At 67.9% G+C, this 16,885-nt stretch carries 17 protein-coding genes; 11 read left to right on the forward strand and 6 right to left on the reverse strand.

Going from position 1 to position 16,885, the window contains the following annotated elements; genetic code table 11:
- Positions 1-41 precede the first annotated feature (41 nt).
- Complete coding sequence (gene sppA / locus N536_RS0123355) at positions 42-1,829, forward strand: signal peptide peptidase SppA (RefSeq protein ID WP_029115822.1); 1,788 nt, start codon at positions 42-44, stop codon at positions 1,827-1,829.
- On the opposite strand, the gene N536_RS0123360 is transcribed toward sppA, so the two are convergent.
- The 4 genes from N536_RS0123360 to N536_RS0123375 are packed head-to-tail and all read right to left on the reverse strand — an operon-like array spanning position 1,826 to position 5,474.
- Positions 1,826-2,725: an SAM-dependent methyltransferase gene (locus N536_RS0123360; RefSeq protein ID WP_029115823.1), complete on the reverse strand. Its 900-nt coding sequence runs from the start codon at positions 2,723-2,725 to the stop codon at positions 1,826-1,828. The two genes, sppA and N536_RS0123360, sit on opposite strands and share 4 nt — an antisense overlap.
- A 12-nt stretch (positions 2,726-2,737) precedes the next feature.
- Positions 2,738-3,637: a class I SAM-dependent methyltransferase gene (locus tag N536_RS0123365; RefSeq protein WP_029115824.1), complete on the reverse strand. Its 900-nt coding sequence runs from the start codon at positions 3,635-3,637 to the stop codon at positions 2,738-2,740.
- Positions 3,638-3,651: 14 nt separating this feature from the next.
- Positions 3,652-4,557, reverse strand: coding sequence for a class I SAM-dependent methyltransferase (locus tag N536_RS0123370; RefSeq protein WP_029115825.1), 906 nt, complete (start codon positions 4,555-4,557; stop codon positions 3,652-3,654).
- A complete protein-coding gene (locus N536_RS0123375) occupies positions 4,554-5,474 on the reverse strand; it encodes a class I SAM-dependent methyltransferase (protein WP_029115826.1) in 921 nt (306 codons plus the stop codon). The genes N536_RS0123370 and N536_RS0123375 overlap by 4 nt, the downstream gene beginning before the upstream one ends.
- A 282-nt stretch (positions 5,475-5,756) precedes the next feature.
- On the opposite strand from N536_RS0123375, the gene secY reads away from it, so the two are divergent.
- The 10 genes from secY (at position 5,757) to N536_RS0123425 (ending at position 14,886) form a co-directional block, all read left to right on the forward strand.
- The gene (gene secY / locus N536_RS0123380; RefSeq protein WP_029115827.1) at positions 5,757-7,082 is read left to right on the forward strand and encodes a preprotein translocase subunit SecY; all 1,326 of its coding nucleotides are present in this window, start codon (positions 5,757-5,759) and stop codon (positions 7,080-7,082) included.
- On the forward strand, positions 7,079-7,624 hold the full coding sequence (locus N536_RS0123385; RefSeq protein ID WP_029115828.1) for an adenylate kinase: 546 nt from the start codon (positions 7,079-7,081) through the stop codon (positions 7,622-7,624). The genes secY and N536_RS0123385 overlap by 4 nt, the downstream gene beginning before the upstream one ends.
- Positions 7,625-7,627: 3 nt before the next feature.
- Positions 7,628-8,425, forward strand: a complete 798-nt coding sequence (gene map, locus N536_RS0123390) for a type I methionyl aminopeptidase (RefSeq protein WP_029115829.1) — start codon at positions 7,628-7,630, stop codon at positions 8,423-8,425.
- A gap of 145 nt (positions 8,426-8,570) precedes the next feature.
- Positions 8,571-9,110 (forward strand): sigma-70 family RNA polymerase sigma factor, encoded by a 540-nt coding sequence (locus N536_RS0123395; protein WP_029115830.1) that lies wholly within the window; start codon positions 8,571-8,573, stop codon positions 9,108-9,110.
- A complete protein-coding gene (locus N536_RS0123400) occupies positions 9,107-9,847 on the forward strand; it encodes an anti-sigma factor (protein WP_029115831.1) in 741 nt (246 codons plus the stop codon). The genes N536_RS0123395 and N536_RS0123400 overlap by 4 nt, the downstream gene beginning before the upstream one ends.
- Before the next feature lie 70 nt (positions 9,848-9,917).
- Positions 9,918-11,645, forward strand: a complete 1,728-nt coding sequence (locus N536_RS0123405; protein ID WP_029115832.1) for a thiamine pyrophosphate-binding protein — start codon at positions 9,918-9,920, stop codon at positions 11,643-11,645.
- Positions 11,626-12,291: a hypothetical protein gene (locus N536_RS0123410; RefSeq protein ID WP_029115833.1), complete on the forward strand. Its 666-nt coding sequence runs from the start codon at positions 11,626-11,628 to the stop codon at positions 12,289-12,291. Before N536_RS0123405 ends, N536_RS0123410 begins: the two co-directional genes overlap by 20 nt.
- Positions 12,292-12,298: 7 nt before the next feature.
- Entirely contained in the window at positions 12,299-13,348 is a 1,050-nt protein-coding gene (locus N536_RS0123415) for a 3-oxoacyl-ACP synthase III family protein (RefSeq protein WP_051574716.1), read from the forward strand.
- Positions 13,345-14,376, forward strand: coding sequence for a histidinol-phosphate transaminase (locus N536_RS0123420; protein ID WP_029115835.1), 1,032 nt, complete (start codon positions 13,345-13,347; stop codon positions 14,374-14,376). Before N536_RS0123415 ends, N536_RS0123420 begins: the two co-directional genes overlap by 4 nt.
- Positions 14,377-14,382: 6 nt before the next feature.
- The gene (locus N536_RS0123425; protein ID WP_029115836.1) at positions 14,383-14,886 is read left to right on the forward strand and encodes a MarR family winged helix-turn-helix transcriptional regulator; all 504 of its coding nucleotides are present in this window, start codon (positions 14,383-14,385) and stop codon (positions 14,884-14,886) included.
- On the opposite strand, the gene N536_RS0123430 is transcribed toward N536_RS0123425, so the two are convergent.
- A complete protein-coding gene (locus N536_RS0123430) occupies positions 14,883-16,112 on the reverse strand; it encodes a GAF domain-containing sensor histidine kinase (protein ID WP_029115837.1) in 1,230 nt (409 codons plus the stop codon). The genes N536_RS0123425 and N536_RS0123430 overlap by 4 nt on opposite strands.
- Positions 16,109-16,777 (reverse strand): response regulator transcription factor, encoded by a 669-nt coding sequence (locus N536_RS0123435; protein WP_029115838.1) that lies wholly within the window; start codon positions 16,775-16,777, stop codon positions 16,109-16,111. The genes N536_RS0123430 and N536_RS0123435 overlap by 4 nt, the downstream gene beginning before the upstream one ends.
- Positions 16,778-16,885 lie beyond the last annotated feature (108 nt).

The raw sequence follows: 16,885 nt of genomic DNA on the forward strand, positions 1-16,885 counted from the left end.
GGCGAAAACGTGGGCACCGGGCTGATCGGTAGGCTCGCGGGATGTTCAGTCTCCTGTCCGGCATCCCCGGTACCGACGAGCTTCGGGCGTTCGCCCGCAAGGTGGACACCGCGCGTCACCACGGCGTGCCCGAGGGCTGCGTGCTCGAACTCGACCTGCAGTCGATACCTCACGAGACCAGTGGCTTCGATCCGTTGGCCATCCTCGCCAGTGGCGGCCGCCCGCTGCTGCTGCGTGAAGCCGTCAGCGCGATTCACCGTGCCGCCGAGGACGACCGCGTCGCCGGCCTGATCGCGCGGGTGCAGATCCCCGCCGCCGCTGCCGGTCCAGTGCAGGAACTGCGCGAGGCGATCGCTGCGTTCAGCGCCGTCAAGCCCTCGCTGGCGTGGGCGGAGACGTATCCCGGCACGCTGTCCTACTACCTCGCCTCTGCCTTCCGCGAGGTGTGGATGCAGCCGTCGGGCACCGTCGGGCTGGTGGGCTTCGCCACCAACGCGATGTTCCTGCGCGATGCGCTCGACAAGGCAGGCGTTCAAGCACAGTTCATCGCCCGCGGCGAATACAAGTCCGCGGCCAACCTGTTCACCCAGGGCGAGTACACCGACGCCCACCGCGAAGCCGACAGCCGGTTGATCGAGAGCCTGCACGCCCAGGTGCTGGCCGCGGTCGCCGAGTCGCGCCACATCGAACCCGCCGACGTCGACGCACTCGCCGACCGGGCGCCGCTGCTGCGCGACGCCGCCGTGGAGGGTCGCCTGGTCGACCGGATCGGATTCCGCGACGAGGCCTACGCCCGCGTGGGCGAATTGGTTGGCGCTCCGAATGTTTCGCCCGAGACCGGCGACGCCGACGATCCCGATGCACCACCGCGGCTGTATCTGTCGCGCTACGCCAGGACCAGCACGTCCGTGCCGACGCCGTCGCTACCTGGGCGCAAGGCAAAACCCACCATCGCCGTCGTGACGTTGGCCGGGCCGATCGTGAGCGGCCGCGGCGGACGTCAGCTGTCGCCGCTCGGCACCTCCAGCGCAGGCGGGGACACCATTGCCGCTGCGCTGCGCGAGGCGGCCGCCGACGACTCGGTGTCCGCGGTGGTGTTGCGCGTCGACAGCCCCGGTGGATCGGTGACCGGCTCGGAAACCGTTTGGCGCGAAGTGAATCGGCTGTGCAAGGCAGGCAAGCCGGTCGTCGCGTCGATGGGCGCGGTCGCCGCGTCGGGCGGCTACTACGTATCGATGGCGGCCGACGCCATCGTGGCCAACCCCGGCACCATCACCGGATCGATCGGTGTCGTGACCGGCAAGCTGGTCGCCCGCGACCTGAAGGACCGCCTCGGCATCGGCTCGGATTCGGTGCGCACCAACGCCAATGCCGACGCATGGTCGCTCAACAAGCCGTTCACCGACGAGCAACACGCGCACGTCGAAGCCGAGGCCGACCTGTTCTACACCGACTTCGTGCAGCGCGTCGCGCAGGGCCGCGACATGACGGAGGAGGCCGTCCAAGCCGTCGCCCGCGGCCGGGTGTGGACCGGCGCGGATGCCCGTGAGCGGGGACTGGTCGACGAACTCGGCGGCCTGCGCACCGCGATCGACCGGGCCAAGGTGCTGGCCGGTTTCGACGCCGACACCGAGGTCAAGCTGGTCAGCCTGCCCGGATCGTCGTTCATGGACATGCTGCGCCCGAAGCCGTCGTCACAGCCAGCCGCGGCGTCGTTGCCGGAGGCGCTCGGCGCGCTGGTGGGCCGGTCGGTGGCCGGCGTCCTCACCCAGGCCGAGCGGTCGCTCAGTGGGGTCACCGCACTGTGGCTGGGGGACTACCGCTTCTAGGTCAGCACCGCGCTGACGTAGCTCAGGTCGGCGAGGAAACTCGACATGTCGTCGGTGGGGAACTCGAAGCCGTTGGCCTGGTGAGCCTCCCGCGCAGGCAGCGCCGATACGTACCAGCCCTTCGCCGTCAGGTAGTCGACGACGTGGCTGCGCTCGCCGTGATAGACGAGGTCGGCCATCTCGATGTCCATCCCGAACTGCTTGATGCGCTCCGACACGCGCTGGGCGCGCTCGTCGGACAATGCGGTCATGTCGGGGATGTGCTCGGTGGCGAGCCGGCTTCCTGCCGCCGACAGCTCGGTGATGTTGTCGAACAGCCTGTCCTGCGCCTCGGGCGGCAGGTAGATCAACAGGCCCTCCGCGCTCCACGCCGTCGGTTGCTTCGGATCGAAGCCACTGTCCACCAAGGCCTTCGGCCAATCCTCCCGCAGATCGATGGCAACGGTCCTTCGGGTCGCCGTCGGCGCCGCACCCATGCCCGCCAGCGTCGTCGTCTTGAATTCGATGACCTCGGGCTGGTCCACTTCGTAGACCACGGTGCGGTCCGGCCACGGCAGCCGGTAGCTGCGCGCGTCCAGGCCCGCTGCCAGAATCACCGCCTGCCGAACGCCGTTGGCGGCACCGTCGAGGAACATCTGGTCGAAGAAGCGTGTACGCACCGCCATGCCCTCGGCGGCCCGACGGACCGTGAACGCCGGATCGACGGTGGTGAAGTCGACGTCACCGTCGAGCATATTGGTGAAGAACTCCACACCGACCGCACGCACCAGTGGCTCCGCGTACGGGTCGTCGATCAGCTTCTCGCGATGGGCCAGTGCGCGCTGCGCTGCGACCATCGTGGCGGTTGCGCCGACGCTGGAGGCCAGGTCCCAGGTGTCACCTTCGGTTCTTGCCATGTTTTCTCCTTACTACTTGAAAATCGCAGTGAGATAGCCAGAGCCGCTGCCGAACGTCGCCAGTTCGTCGTCGGGCAGCTCGAAACCGTTCGCGGCGAACGCTTCTGCGGTCTTCGCGATGTCCACCTGCCAACCACGAGTCGTCAGGTAGTCGGCTGCGCTGTTGCGTTCGCCGGTGTAGAACAGCTCGGCGAGGTCGATGTCGGAGCCGATGCGCCGCGAACGGTCCGTGAGCTTGCGCGCCCAGTCCGACGGCAACTCGTCCATGTCCATGTGCTCCGTCGCCACCCTGCTTCCGGGCGCCGACAGCGCGGTGACGTTGTCGAACAGCCGATCCTGCGCGTCCGGCGGTAGGTACACGAGCAGCCCTTCGGCGCTCCACGCGGTCGGCAGGCTGGGGTCGAAGCCCGCAGCGGTCAGCGCCGAAGGCCAATCGTCCCGCAGATCGATCGCGACCGTCCGGCGCGTCGCCGTCGGTTGCGCACCGAGCCCGTCCAACGTGCGCGTCTTGAACTCGATGACGTCGGGCTGGTCGATCTCGTACACCACGGTGCCCGCAGGCCACCGCAGTCGGTAGGCCCTGGTGTCGAGTCCCGAGGCCAGGATCACGGCCTGCCGGGCACCGGAACTGGTTGCGGTAGTGAAGAAGTCGTCGAAGAAGCGGGTCCGCACCGTCATCTGCTCGTTCATCGCCCGACGATTCAGCAGCGGATCGTCGTCGGCCGTGATCTCGCCGTCGATGAGCCGGATGAACGTCTCGATGCCGACGGCGCGCACCAGCGGGTCGGCCCAGGGATCGTCGAGAAGCGCGTCCGGACCCTGGGATGCCATCGCGCGTGAGGCGGCGACTGCCGTCGCCGTCGCACCGACGCTGGACGCCAGATCCCAGGTGTCGCCTTCAGTTCGTGCCATGTGGTGGGTGTCTCCTAGTTCTTCGTGGCGATGACCGACAGCGAATTGCGCATCGGTGCAAGGGTTCCGGTGTCGGGGAAGTCGCGGCCATAGCCTGCGAAGACCTCGGGTCGGGTGCGGGACGTAACCCGCCAGTCGAGGCCGGTGAGGTAGTCGACCACCGGCCGGCGTTCGCCGGCGTAGAACAGGTCCGTCAGGTTGACGTCGAAACCGTGGCCCTTCCACGCCTCGCTGATGGCGCTGGCACGTTCCCCCATGCTTGCCCCGCCGTCGGGGTGATACTCCGTTGCCAGTCGGCTGCCCGGCGCAGACAGCGCGGTGATGTCGTCGAACAGCCGGTCCTGTGCGTCGGGAGGCAGATACACCAGCAGGCCCTCGGCGCTCCACGCCGTCGGCTGGCCGGTGTCGAAGCCTGCCGCCGTCAGCGCGGACGGCCAGTCGTCGCGCAGGTCGACGGCGACGGCGCGGCGGTCGGCGGACGGTACGGCGCCGATGTCGGCCATCGTCGCGGTCTTCGCCTCGATCACCTGCGGTTGGTCGATCTCGTAGACCACGGTGCCGTTCGGCCAGGGCAGCCGGTAGGCACGCGAATCCAGCCCGGACGCCAGAATCACCGCCTGCCGGACACCGGCTCCGGCGGCGTCCAGGAAGAAGTCGTCGAAGAACCGGGTGCGCACGGCCATCATCCCGGTCATCAGGGCTGCCGCTCCGCCGTCATCGACATCGGAGGTGGTGACCTGCCCGTCGATCAGCTTGACGAAGAAGTCGATCCCGACGGCACGCACCAGGGGTTCGGCGTACGGGTCGCGGATCAGCGGATCGGCTTCCCGGGTGGCGAGGGCGCGTGCCGCGGCCACCATCGTCGCCGTCGCACCGACGCTGGACGCGAGATCCCAGCTGTCGGCATCGGAGCGCGTCACCGGCCACCGCCGAGGGTGCCGCTGACGTAGCGGTGTTTGGCGAAGTGCGCGGCATCCTCGGGGTCGATCGTCACGCCATGCGCGTCGAACAGTTCCCGGATGCCGCGGCCGCTGATCTGCCAGCCGTGGTCGGCCAGGTACGTCGCGGCCTCCTTGCGGTCACCGAAGTAGACCAACTCGGTGAGGTCGAGATCGAAGCCGGCGTCTCGCCATCGTGCCCCGAGGTTCCGCATGCGCTCGCGGATCGAGTCCTCGTCGGCCGGATCGGGGCTGGCGGAACTCTCGGTGGCGAACCGGCTGCCAGGGGCGCTGAGCGCGGTGACGGTGTCGAGCAACCTGTCCTGCGCGTCGGCGGGCAGGTAGGGGAGCAGTCCCTCGGCGGCCCACGCGGTCGGTTTGGCCGGGTCGAACCCGGCCTGCCGGAGCGCAGCGGGCCAGTCGTCGCGCAGGTCGATCGGGACGGTGCGCCGCATGGCGGTCGGCAAGGCGCCGAGGCCTGCCAACGTGCGGGTCTTGAACTCGATGACGTCGGGCTGGTCGATCTCGAACACCACCGTGCCCGCCGGCCACGGCAGCCGATACGCGCGGGAGTCCAGGCCGGACGCCAGGATGACGGCCTGTGTGATGCCCGCCGCCGTCGCGTCGAGGAAGAACTCGTCGAAGAAGGCGGTCCGGACGGCCATGTGGTCGGCCATGTTCTTCATGCGGTTGGCCGCGTCGTCGTCGGGCTGCAGCTCTCCGGTCGCCATCCGGGTCAGCGCTTCGATGCCGACGGCGCGTACCAGCGGTTCGGCGAACGGATCGGTGATCAGCGGGTGGGGTGCCCTGGTGGCCGCCGCTCGGCCCGCGGCCACCATGGTCGCCGTCGCTCCCACGCTGGACGCCAGGTCCCAGGTGTCGTTGTCGGTTCGTGTCATTGCTACCCCCGAAATCCACATCGGCTATTAGTTAGTAGGTATAACGAGCTTGGCCGACTGTACGCTTCCAACCTGAAGACCCGATTGGACCGCGGTCACCCTGATCGGATGGGGGTTCGACCGGTGGTGGCTGTTACTCTCGTAGACTGTTTGACGCGCGACATTGCTGGTTGCAGGCATGCCTGCGAACCGGCGGGACAACCGCGCACGACTTGACCACACGCTGGTAGGACCAGCCCCATTGGCACGCCGCGACAAGTGCTCGGCTGCGCAGGAGGAAGAGTGCTTTCGGCTTTCATCTCGTCGCTGCGGACGGCCGACCTGAGGCGCAAGATCCTCTTCACCCTCGGGATCGTGATCGTGTACCGCGCCGGCGCAACGCTGCCTTCCCCAGGGGTGAACTACCCCAACGTGCAGAAGTGCATCGAGCAGGTCAGCGGTGGTGACTCGGCGCAGATCTACTCGCTGATCAACCTGTTCTCCGGCGGCGCGCTGCTGCAGCTGTCGGTGTTCGCGGTCGGCGTCATGCCCTACATCACCGCCAGCATCATCGTTCAGCTGCTCACGGTGGTGATTCCGCGCTTCGAACAGCTGCGCAAGGAAGGCCAATCCGGCCAGGCCAAGATGACGCAGTACACCCGCTACCTGGCGATAGCTCTGGCACTCCTGCAGGGCACGTCCATCGTGGCGTTGGCCGCCAACGGTGGCCTGCTGCAGGGCTGCTCGCTGGACATCATCCAGGACTCGGGCATCTTCACGCTCGTCGTCATCGTGCTGGTGCTGACGGCCGGTGCCGGCCTGGTGATGTGGATGGGCGAGCTGGTCACCGAGCGTGGCATCGGCAACGGCATGTCGCTGCTGATCTTCGCTGGCATCGCCGCCCGCATCCCCTCCGAGGGCAAGACCATCCTCGACAGCCGCGGCGGCGTCGTGTTCACCGCGGTCTGCGTCGCAGCCCTGATCATCATCATCGGCGTCGTGTTCGTCGAGCAGGGCCAACGCCGCATCCCGGTGCAGTACGCCAAGCGCATGGTCGGGCGCCGCATGTACGGCGGCACGTCGACCTATCTGCCGCTGAAGGTGAACCAGGCCGGCGTCATCCCCGTCATCTTCGCCTCGTCGCTCATCTACATCCCGCAGCTGATCACCCAGCTGATCAAGAGCGGCAGCACCAGTCAGGGGACGGGCTGGTGGGAGAAGTTCGTCGCGAACTACCTGACCAACCCCGCCAGCCCGGTCTACATCGGCGTCTACTTCGCCCTGATCATCTTCTTCACGTACTTCTACGTGTCCATCACGTTCAACCCCGACGAGCGGGCCGACGAGATGCGCAAGTTCGGTGGCTTCATCCCGGGCATCCGCCCTGGCAAGCCGACCGCCGACTACCTGCGTTACGTGTTGAGCCGCATCACGCTTCCCGGTTCGATCTATCTCGGCGTGATCGCCGTGCTCCCGAACCTGTTCCTCGAAATCGGCAACACCGGCGCGGTACAGAACCTGCCGTTCGGTGGCACCGCGGTGCTGATCATGATCGGCGTGGGTCTTGACACCGTGAAACAAATCGAGAGCCAGCTGATGCAGCGCAACTACGAAGGGTTCCTCAAGTGAGAATCGTTTTGCTGGGACCGCCGGGCGCGGGCAAGGGCACACAGGCGGAGAAGCTGGCCGAGAAGCTCGGCATTCCGCACATCTCGACGGGTGATCTCTTCCGCCACAACATCACCAATGAAACGGAACTGGGCCTCGAGGCCAAGAAGTACCTCGATGCCGGTGACCTCGTTCCCGCCACGTTGACCAACGCGCTGGTCGACGACCGCATCGATGACGCGGACGCCGCCGACGGCTTCATCCTCGACGGCTTCCCCCGCTCGGTGGAGCAGGCCGAGGCGCTGCGCGACATGCTCGCCAAGCGCAACACCAAGCTCGACGCGGTGCTGGAGTTTCGGGTTTCCGAGGACGAGCTGCTCAGTCGCCTCAAGAGCCGCGGCCGGGCCGACGACACGGACGACGTCATCCTCAACCGCATGAAGGTCTACCGCGACGAAACCGCTCCGCTGCTGGACTACTACTCCGATGAGCTCAAGACCGTCGACGCCATCGGCTCGCTGGACGAGGTGTTCGCCCGCGCCCTGCGTGCGCTCGGTAAGTAGCCGATGATCGGCCTGCCCAGTCTGCGTGGGCGCAAGGTCGTCGCCCAGCGCACGAGCGACGAGCTCGATGCCATGGCCGCCGCGGGTGCGCTCGTCGCGGCAGCACTGCGCGCCGTCCAAGCCGCCGCGGTACCGGGTGTCTCCACGAAGGACCTCGACGCCATTGCCGAAGCCGTCATCCGCGACGGCGGCGGCATTCCATCGTTCCTCGGGTACCACGGCTTCCCGGCCAGCATCTGCTCGTCGGTGAACGACCGCGTCGTGCACGGCATCCCGTCGGCCACCGAAGTGCTGGCCGCGGGTGATCTGGTGTCCATCGACTGCGGGGCGATCCTCGACGACTGGCACGGCGACTCGGCGGTGACGTTCGGCATCGGTGACCTGATCGACGCTGACGTGAACCTCTCGAAGGCCACCCGTGAGTCGATGGAGGCCGGCATCGCCGCCATGGTGCCCGGCAACCGGTTGACCGACGTTTCGCACGCCATCGAGACCGAGACCCGCGCCGCGGAGCAACGCTACGGCCGCGCCTTCGGGATAGTCGCAGGCTACGGCGGGCACGGCATCGGCCGTCAGATGCACATGGATCCCTTCCTGGCCAACGAGGGCGCACCGGGCCGCGGGCCCTACCTGGCGCCGGGCTCGGTGCTGGCCATCGAACCGATGCTCACACTCGGTACCACCAAGACGAACGTGCTCGACGACGAATGGACGGTCGTCACCGCCGACGGATCGCGCGCGGCGCACTGGGAGCACACGGTCGCCGCGACCGAGGATGGGCCCCGGATCCTCACCCTCTGACCAAAGCTCTTGGGTGTTCCGCCTGCCGTTTCGGCACCCTGCCCGCGCGGCGAGAGACACTGGTTGGCAGACGCGCGTCGCCCCATTGCTGTGGAAGTACTGAACTTCGCGTCCCTGTGCAGCGTGTATCAGACGGAGGGTGGGTATGGACGATCCGGAGGCCGCCATGATGCGGGTGCTGTACGACGAGCACGCAGGGGCGCTCTGGCGGTATGTCCTTCGCTTGACGGGTGATGCCGCCCGCGCCGAGGACGTGGTGCAGGAGACCCTGCTGCGCGCGTGGCGCCATCAGCCCGATGGTCTGCACCCGAGCGCCCACACGAACGGCACCGCCGAACGATCACCGCGGGCGTGGCTGTTCACCGTCGCGCGCAACCTCATCATCGACGAACGCCGCAGCGCGCGGTACCGCAACGAGACGCAGACGGGCGACGTGGAGTCGGTGGCGGATCATGCGGGGCCCGACGAAGTGGACAGCGCGCTCGACAAACTTTTGCTCGGCAACGCGATGAGCGAACTTTCGGAGGATCATCGAGCGGTGATCTTGCGCGCCTATTACCAGGGCTGGAGCCTGGCACAGGTGGCTGCCGACTTGCAGATCGCCGAGGGCACGGTGAAGTCGCGACTGCACTACGCAGTGCGTGCCTTGCGCCTAAATTTGCAGGAAATGGGGGTGACACGGTGACACAGTCAGGTGAATCCCGTGGCTTGGAATCGGTCGACGGCGACCGCTATGCGACATGGGACGCGGCATACGTGCTGGGTTCGCTGTCGAGCGCCGAGCGCCGCGAATACGAGGCACACCTCGAGACGTGCGATCGGTGCCGGGCGGCGGTCGCGGACCTCAGCGGCATGCCCGCACTGCTGGCGATGCTCGACGTCGAGGACGTCCGTGCGCTGCAGGGTGCGCAGCCCGAGCCTCCGCCGTTGCGGCCCGAGGTGCTGGATTCCGTACTGGACAAGGTGCGGTGGCGCAGGCGCCGGGCGCGGTGGCTGACGTCGGCCGCCGTCGGGCTGGCTGCGGCGCTGCTGGCCGTCGGATTGGTCATCGCCGTGCGGCCCGGCATCGTGGGCCTGCAGAACGGCGACGAGCAGCAGACGGCGCAGGAATTGCCGATGGACAAGCTCGTTCCGACCCCGTTCAGCGCCACCGTCGCGTTGAACAGCTTCGCCTGGGGCACCCGCATCGACATGGCCTGCACGTACGGCCAGTGGTCGGGCGGCGGTGGCGCGACGCCAAGCAACCTCGGCATGGTGGTCGTGGGCCGTGACGGAAGTCACACGCAGATCGCGACCTGGCTGGGCCTCTCGGGCGCAACCGCGCTACCGAGCGGAAACACGCCCATGCCTGCCACCGAAATCGCTGCTGTTCAACTGGTTTCGGCAGACAACGGGAAGGTTCTGCTCGAACGCAAGATATGAGTTCACGCCTGCGGTGAACCCGCGTGCCACGCCCGTCGTGTCACTAGGAGGAGCGGGAAGCAGGTGAGCAATGGCCAGCAGGTATCGGGTCGTCGACCACGTGGTCGAAAGCCTCGTCACGCAGGGAGTGAGTCACTTCTTCGGCGTCGACGGCGCCAATGTCGAGGACCTCTACGACGCGGCGCACTACTGCGACGGAATCACCGCCGTGCTGGCCAAACACGAATTCTCGGCGGCGACCATGGCCGACGGGTTCAGCCGCGCCACCGCCGACCTCGGGGTCGTCGTGGCGACCTCCGGCGGCGGATCGCTGAACTTGGTTGCGGGACTCGGGGAGTCGTTCACCAGCAGGATTCCCGTTCTCGCGCTGGTGGGCCAGGCGCCGACGGCGCTCGACGGCAGGGGCAGCTTCCAGGACACCAGCGGTGAAGGCGGTTCACTCGACGCCCACGCGCTGTTTTCCGCGGTCTCGGTGTACTGCAGGCGGGTGCTGACACCGACTGACATCGTCGCGGCGCTGCAAGAGGCTATCGCCGCCGCCCGCACCGGTGGTCCCGCGGTCCTGTTGCTGCCCAAGGACATCCAGCAGGGGCTCATCGACAAGCCGGTCGATGGGTACGTCGATCCAGCCGAGCTCGATGACCGTACCGACGATCCGCAGCCGATCCTCGACGAACTGCACCGCGCGCTTGGGCCGGTGACGATCATCGCAGGCGATCAGGTCGCCCGCGACGATGCGCGCGCCGAACTCGAGGGCCTGCGCGCCGCGCTGCGGGCATGGGTGGCGACGGTTCCCGACGCCAAGGACGTCAGTGGCTCGCCGGGCCTCGGCGCCTCGTCGTCGCTCGGCGTCACCGGTGTGATGGGGCATCCCGGCGTCGCCGATGCGGTGGCCTCCAGTGCTGTGTGCCTGCTGATCGGCACCCGGCTGCCCGTCACGGCCCGCGCCGGCCTCGACGACGCGCTCGGCCGGGTCCGCGTGGTGTCGATCGGTGCCGAAATTCCCTACCCGGCCGCCACGCACGTCCACTCCGACGACCTGCGGGTGTCATTGCCGCAGCTGACCGAAGCACTGAGCGGGCATGGCCGGCCGCCCGGACTGCGGGTGGCAGAACCGCTGCCGTACGGCGAGTTACCGCTGCCCACCCACGAGGGACCCGGCATCGGCTACCGCGACGCGATGGGCGTGCTCGACCAGGCGCTGCCCGACGGAGTGGACGTGGTGGTCGATGCGGGCAACACGGGCGCGGCAGCCATCCACTACCTACCCGTACGGCGGTCGGGGCGGTTCGTCGTGGCGCTCGGCATGGGCGGCATGGGCTACAGCTTCGGCGCCGCGATGGGCGTCTGCTTCGCGCGGTCGAAGAGGCCAGGGCCGACCCGCCGCACCGTGGTGATCGCGGGTGACGGCTCGTTCTTCATGCACGGCATGGAATTACACACCGCCATCCAGTACGGCCTGCCGCTCACGGTGGTGTTGTTCAACAACAACGCCCACGCCATGTGCGTCACCCGTGAGCAGCTGTTCTACGGCGATCGGTACAGCTACAACCGGTTCACCCCGAGCCGCCTCGGCGCCGGCCTGGCCGCGATGTTCCCCGGGCTGCCGTCCGTCGACGTCGCCGACGTCGACCAATTGCCGGGAGCCCTTCGTGAAGCGCTCACCCATGATGGGCCGTCGGTGGTGAGCGTCGAATGCTCTGCCGACGAGATGCCGCCGTTCGCACCGTTCATCGATGCCGCCCAAGACCTTTCGATCAACGAGGAGATGATGCCCGATGTCGCTGCCCGCGCTTGACGACATAACCACCCACACCGGCAATCACGAACCCATCGACGGCGTGATTCGGATCGAGACTGCGCCGCGTGAGAAGGCCACGCCGATCATCATGGAGATGATGCGGTCGGTGTATCCGCACGATCAGGTGTTCGGCCAGTACTGCACCGTCAACGACTACGTCGACTGTCCGCCCGACGAACTGTTCGACTACCTGTCGGACACGCGAAGTCTCGAGGAGTGGACCTACAGCCTGCGCGGGTTCACGCCAACCGAACAGCCCGGCCTGTGGCTGGCGTACGACCGGCTGGGGTCGGAGACCGAGATCTACACGCGGACCGTCGCCAACCGCGAAGCCAGGACCGTCGACTACCACTGCGCGTGGGATCAGGGCAAGCACCTGTGGATGGTGTACCTGATGCGGGTGGTGGACGCGCAGGTCGTGCTCGACAAGCCCGGTTCGGTGGTGCTGTGGACCAACTGCCATCACCCGTTCTACGACCACAACCCCTACCCGGACACGGCGCCACCACAACGCCCGGTGTGGGTTGGCGACTTCTGGGACATGTTCGGCGCAGGGCACGAGCTGGAGTTGAAGAACCTCAAGGCAATTGCCGAGTACCGGCACCGCAACGGCCTGCCGGTCACCCCGGCCTGGATGGGATGAGAACCGCATGACCGAGACAACCCCCCAAGTCGCTGCGCTCCCGCCCGCCGTGAGCCTGATCGACGTCTCGACCTACCTCCCCGGCAGGCCGATCAGCGCCGACTACTACGCGCAATTCGCCGATTCCGACGACCTCCGCGACAACCTGATGTTCCGGGCGCCCCGGTTCCGTCATCACGTTGCACCCGACGAGACGGCGATCGACATGGTCGAGCGTGCCGCGGCCGGACTGGTGGAACGTCACGGCCAGGACGCCATCGCGGACGTGGACGTGTTGATCACTCACAGCCAGATGCCGGACATGCCCTTCTACGGTGGCGGCGGGGGCATGGCGCATCGCCTTGGCATGAAACCGAATTGGGTGATCGATCTGCACAACGGCGGGTGCGCGGCCTTCGTGCTTGGGCTGAAGCTGGCGCGCAACCTGCTGAGCTCCGGAGAGGGCCGCACGGCGCTGATCGCCGTCGCGCAGAATTCCGCGGGGACCGCGTTCGATCAGCCGACCGTGCGGCGCAAGGCACAGGCCGCGGTGCCGGGCGACGGTGCCGCCGTAGGCCTGGTCACGTTGTCGGACGAATCGCCGATCCTCGACGTCGAATGCCGAACCTTCGGCGAGTTCGCCGGTGACATGACGCTGGCGATCGACCCGCCACGCAAATGGTGGCAGGCCGGACCCGGCGAGGCGTCCATCGGGTTCACCGACGCCAAGATCACCAAGGTGCTGGCGCGGGGCAACCGTCAGGTGCCCGAGGTGTCGTACGCGGTCTGCGACCGAATCGGCCGTAAGCCAAGGGATCTCGACCTGCTGGTCACCAATCAGCCCAACCGCGTCTTCCTGCGCAACTGGCGCGACGCGTTGGAGTTGCCCGCCGAGCGCCACGTCGACACCTTCGACGACTGCGGCAACCTGTTCGCCGCCGGCATCCCGGTCAACCTGGACCGCGCCATCGCCGACGGCCGGCTCAAGAAGGGTGACGTGGTGCTGATGGCGGCGTTCGCGCACGCCGGTGACTTCGCGGGAGCCGCAGCGGTTCAGTGGGGCGGACGCACCGAATGACCATGCACCTGGCGCTGTCCGACGCGGTCGACGCCCTACCCGAGGCCGTGAACCCACTTGCGTTGTCGCTCAACGAGAATCCATTCCCCCCGTTGCCGTCGGTGCGCTCGGCGCTGACCGCGTCCATCGACGCCGCCAACCGCTACCCGGAGTTCCTGCCGGAGCGGATGCGGTCGCTCATCGCCGCACGCGTCGGGGTGCATGCCGAGCAGGTGGTGATCGGCGCGGGCGCAACCGGTGTGGTGATGCAGGTGCTGCATGCGGTGACCAGTCCCGGCGACGCGATCGTGATGACGTCACCGACGTTCGACGGCTACCCGATCTTCGCACAGATGGCCCGGCTGAGAGCGGTGACCGTTGCGCTCGACCGGCACGGCCACCACGACCTCGACGCGATGGCCGACGCCGCCGCGGACGCGCGCGTGGTGGTGCTGTGCCGGCCGCACAACCCCACCGGCACCATCGAGTCGGCCGACGACGTCGAGCGGTTCCTGCGGCGCGTCCCGCCCGACGCCGTGGTGCTGCTCGACGAGGCGTACGTGGAGTTCCTCGCGCCCGAACACCGAATCGACGCTCCCGCATTGGTCGCACGGTTTCCCAATGTCGTGGTGGTGCGGACGTTCTCGAAGGCGTACGGGTTGGCGGGAATGCGGATCGGATACGGATTCTGTGCGGCCGAGCTGGCTCAGCGGTTGTGGGCCATGCAGCTGCCGTTCGGCATGGGCGTCACGGGGCTGGTTGCCGTCGCCGCATCCTATGATGCGGAAGCCGAACTCACCCAACGCATCCGGGTGATCTCCGCCGAGGGGCGCTATCTTCGGGCCCGGCTCGCCGCGATGGGCGTGTACAGCACCGACACGCATGCCAACTTCGTCTACCTGCCCGCGGGGGGACGTCCGTGGAACGACGTCTTCGCGGGCACGGACCTGCGGGTGCGCAGCTATGCCGATGGCGGCGTGCGCATCACCGTCGGCAACCGCCAGTCGTCGCGCGCCGTACTCGCGGCGGCGACGCCGCGTGCGGTATGAAGGAGCGTGCCCTCAGAGCCCGCCAAGCGTGACCCCATCGCGCTGGCGCGCGAGAATTGGGAGGGCTCGGGGTGGGGTGACGTCGCCGAGGGCATGGTGGCGGTGACGTCGGTGATGCGGGCGCACCAGATCCTGCTGGCCCGCGTAGAGACCGCACTTCGGCCCTACGACCTGAGCTTCTCCCGGTACGAGTTGTTGCGGCTGCTGGCGTTCAGCAGCCGCGGCGCGCTGCCGATCACCAAGGCATCCGACCGGCTGCAGGTGCACGTCACCAGCGTCACGCACGCCATCCGCCGGCTCGAGAGCGACGGGCTGGTGGAACGCATACCGCATCCGACCGACGGCCGCACGACGCTGGTCCGGCTGACCGATCTCGGCCGCTCCACGGTCGAGGACGCGACGGTGACGCTCAACAACGAGGTGTTCGCCGACGTCGGAATGTCGGAATCCGATTCGCGGGCGCTCGCCGCCGCCATTCAATCGCTGCGCCGCCACGCCGGCGACTTCTAACTACGCGCGGTCGAGGGCAGCGGGATCGTCGCCGTCACGGCCGTGCCCTCTCCCGGACGTGACCGGATGTTGAGCCTGCCGCCGACGATCTCGGCCCGTTCAGCCATGGACAGCAGGCCGTAGCCACCCATCTCGTCGCTGCCCAGCGGATGCTCGAAGGTGTCGAAACCCACACCGTTGTCGACGATTTCGAGACGCGCGATGTCGCCCGACTCTTCCGTGCCGACCGAGAACGTCAACCGCGCGTTGGTGGCGCGTGCATGCTTGACGACGTTCTGCAGGCATTCCTGCGCGATCCGGTACAGCGCGATCTCGATGTGATCGGGCACCCGGGTGTCCGCGAGTTCGACGTCGATCTCGACCTGCGGGATCGAGCGGGCCAGGCTGGCCAGCCCGCCTGCCAAGCCGAGGTCGTCGAGCACGGGAGGCCGCAGCCCACCGATCGCGGCGCGGGCCTCCTGCAGCGTCAGGTCCACCAGCTCCCTGGCCATCCCGAGCTGCTCGGCGGCCAGGCGGTCATCGCCGCCCACCGCACGGCTGGCGGCATCCAATCGGTAGGACAGCGTGACGAGCCGCTGCGAGATGCCGTCGTGGATGTCGCCGGCGAGCCGGCGCCGCTCGAGTTCCTGGGCCTCGATCACCTGCTCGACGAAGTTCTCGTGGGCGCGTTCGCGGGCCACCAGTTGCCGGTGCAACCGCGCCTGATGCATGGCGCCTGCGATCAGTCTGCCGATGACGAGCAGCAATTGGACGTCGCGGTCGGCGAACTCGCGCCGATCGACGGTGTGCACGTTGAGCACGCCGACCAGCCCGCCGGGGTCGGTCTCCATCGGCACCGACACCATCGAGGTGAAGTCGGACCCGCGCAGCGACTCGAACGGCATGTAGCGGGGATCGGATTCCTTGTCCTCGATGATCACGACGGGCTGACGGTGTCGGGCCACCCAGCCGGACACGCCCTGACCCAACGGCAGCCGGATCTTGCCGACCTCGCGGTCGAACGGCGGCGTCGCCCCCGTCAGGGTCAGGGATCGTTCGGTGTCGTCGAGCACGTGCACGAAGCAGACGTCGGTGGTGGTGGCCGCCGTGATCATCCGGGCCGCAGCGGCCGCGAGCGGCTCCACGCCGGGACCGCTGGACGCCGCCTGGATCAGTTCACGCAGCAGTGCCAGCTCGCGGTCGGCGTCGACGAGGTCGCGCACTGCATTGGGCTTGAGCGGGCTCACTGGTAGATCCCTTCACGCAGGGCCGTCGCCACGGCGCCGGTGCGGTCGCTGACGCCCAACTTGCGGTAGATCGACCGCAGATGGCTCTTCACCGTCTCGTCGCCGATCACCAACTTCGTGGCGATGCCGCGGTTGGATAGTCCGTTGACCACGTAGGACAGGATTTCGCTCTCGCGCTGCGTCAGCCCCTGCCGGGCCCCAGGCCAGAACTCGTCGCGCTGCAGGCGGGCCGCGGTGTCGACGGCACGGACCGCCATGCCGGGGTCGATCGCCGTCTCCCCGCCATGCACGAACTCGAGCTGGCGGACCAGTTCGTCACTGCTGATGCTCTTCAGCAGATAGCCCGACGCGCCCACCCGCAACGCCTGGAACAGGTACTGCTCATCGTCGTATACCGAGAGCATCACGACCTTGCGGTCGGGATCGCGGCTGCGCAGGTCGGCGCACAGATCCAGCCCGCTCGACCCCTGCATCCGCACGTCGCACAGCACGATGTCGGGGTTCAGCTCGTCGACTACCTGCGCAGCGCGTTCGGCACCGACGGCCTGGCCCACCACCGCCACCCGGTCGCTGAACGCCGCGAGCATTGCCTTGAGCCCCTCGATGACCATCTCGTGGTCGTCTACCAGGACGAGCCGGACCGGTCCCGCTTCGCTCCTGCCCATCCGCCCACCCTAGGTCTGGGTGGCGCCGATTAACCGCAAGACGCAGACGAAGATGACTACCCAAATCCCCCGAATGGGGGAGTCGGGGGAGTGTGACGTAGGACACGC

This window comes from Mycobacterium sp. URHB0044, assembly GCF_000620625.1.
GTDB lineage: Bacteria > Actinomycetota > Actinomycetes > Mycobacteriales > Mycobacteriaceae > Mycobacterium.

Bases quoted from the DNA above. Each gene is read 5' to 3' on its own strand.
- sppA (WP_029115822.1), top strand. From the start codon at position 42: ATGTTCAGTCTCCTGTCCGGCATCCCCGGTACCGACGAGCTTCGGGCG.
- N536_RS0123360 (WP_029115823.1), bottom strand. From the start codon at position 2,725: ATGGCAAGAACCGAAGGTGACACCTGGGACCTGGCCTCCAGCGTCGGC.
- N536_RS0123365 (WP_029115824.1), bottom strand. From the start codon at position 3,637: ATGGCACGAACTGAAGGCGACACCTGGGATCTGGCGTCCAGCGTCGGT.
- N536_RS0123375 (WP_029115826.1), bottom strand. From the start codon at position 5,474: ATGACACGAACCGACAACGACACCTGGGACCTGGCGTCCAGCGTGGGA.
- map (WP_029115829.1), top strand. From the start codon at position 7,628: ATGATCGGCCTGCCCAGTCTGCGTGGGCGCAAGGTCGTCGCCCAGCGC.
- N536_RS0123395 (WP_029115830.1), top strand. From the start codon at position 8,571: ATGGACGATCCGGAGGCCGCCATGATGCGGGTGCTGTACGACGAGCAC.
- N536_RS0123405 (WP_029115832.1), top strand. From the start codon at position 9,918: ATGGCCAGCAGGTATCGGGTCGTCGACCACGTGGTCGAAAGCCTCGTC.
- N536_RS0123410 (WP_029115833.1), top strand. From the start codon at position 11,626: ATGTCGCTGCCCGCGCTTGACGACATAACCACCCACACCGGCAATCAC.
- N536_RS0123415 (WP_051574716.1), top strand. From the start codon at position 12,299: ATGACCGAGACAACCCCCCAAGTCGCTGCGCTCCCGCCCGCCGTGAGC.
- N536_RS0123420 (WP_029115835.1), top strand. From the start codon at position 13,345: ATGACCATGCACCTGGCGCTGTCCGACGCGGTCGACGCCCTACCCGAG.
- N536_RS0123435 (WP_029115838.1), bottom strand. From the start codon at position 16,777: ATGGGCAGGAGCGAAGCGGGACCGGTCCGGCTCGTCCTGGTAGACGAC.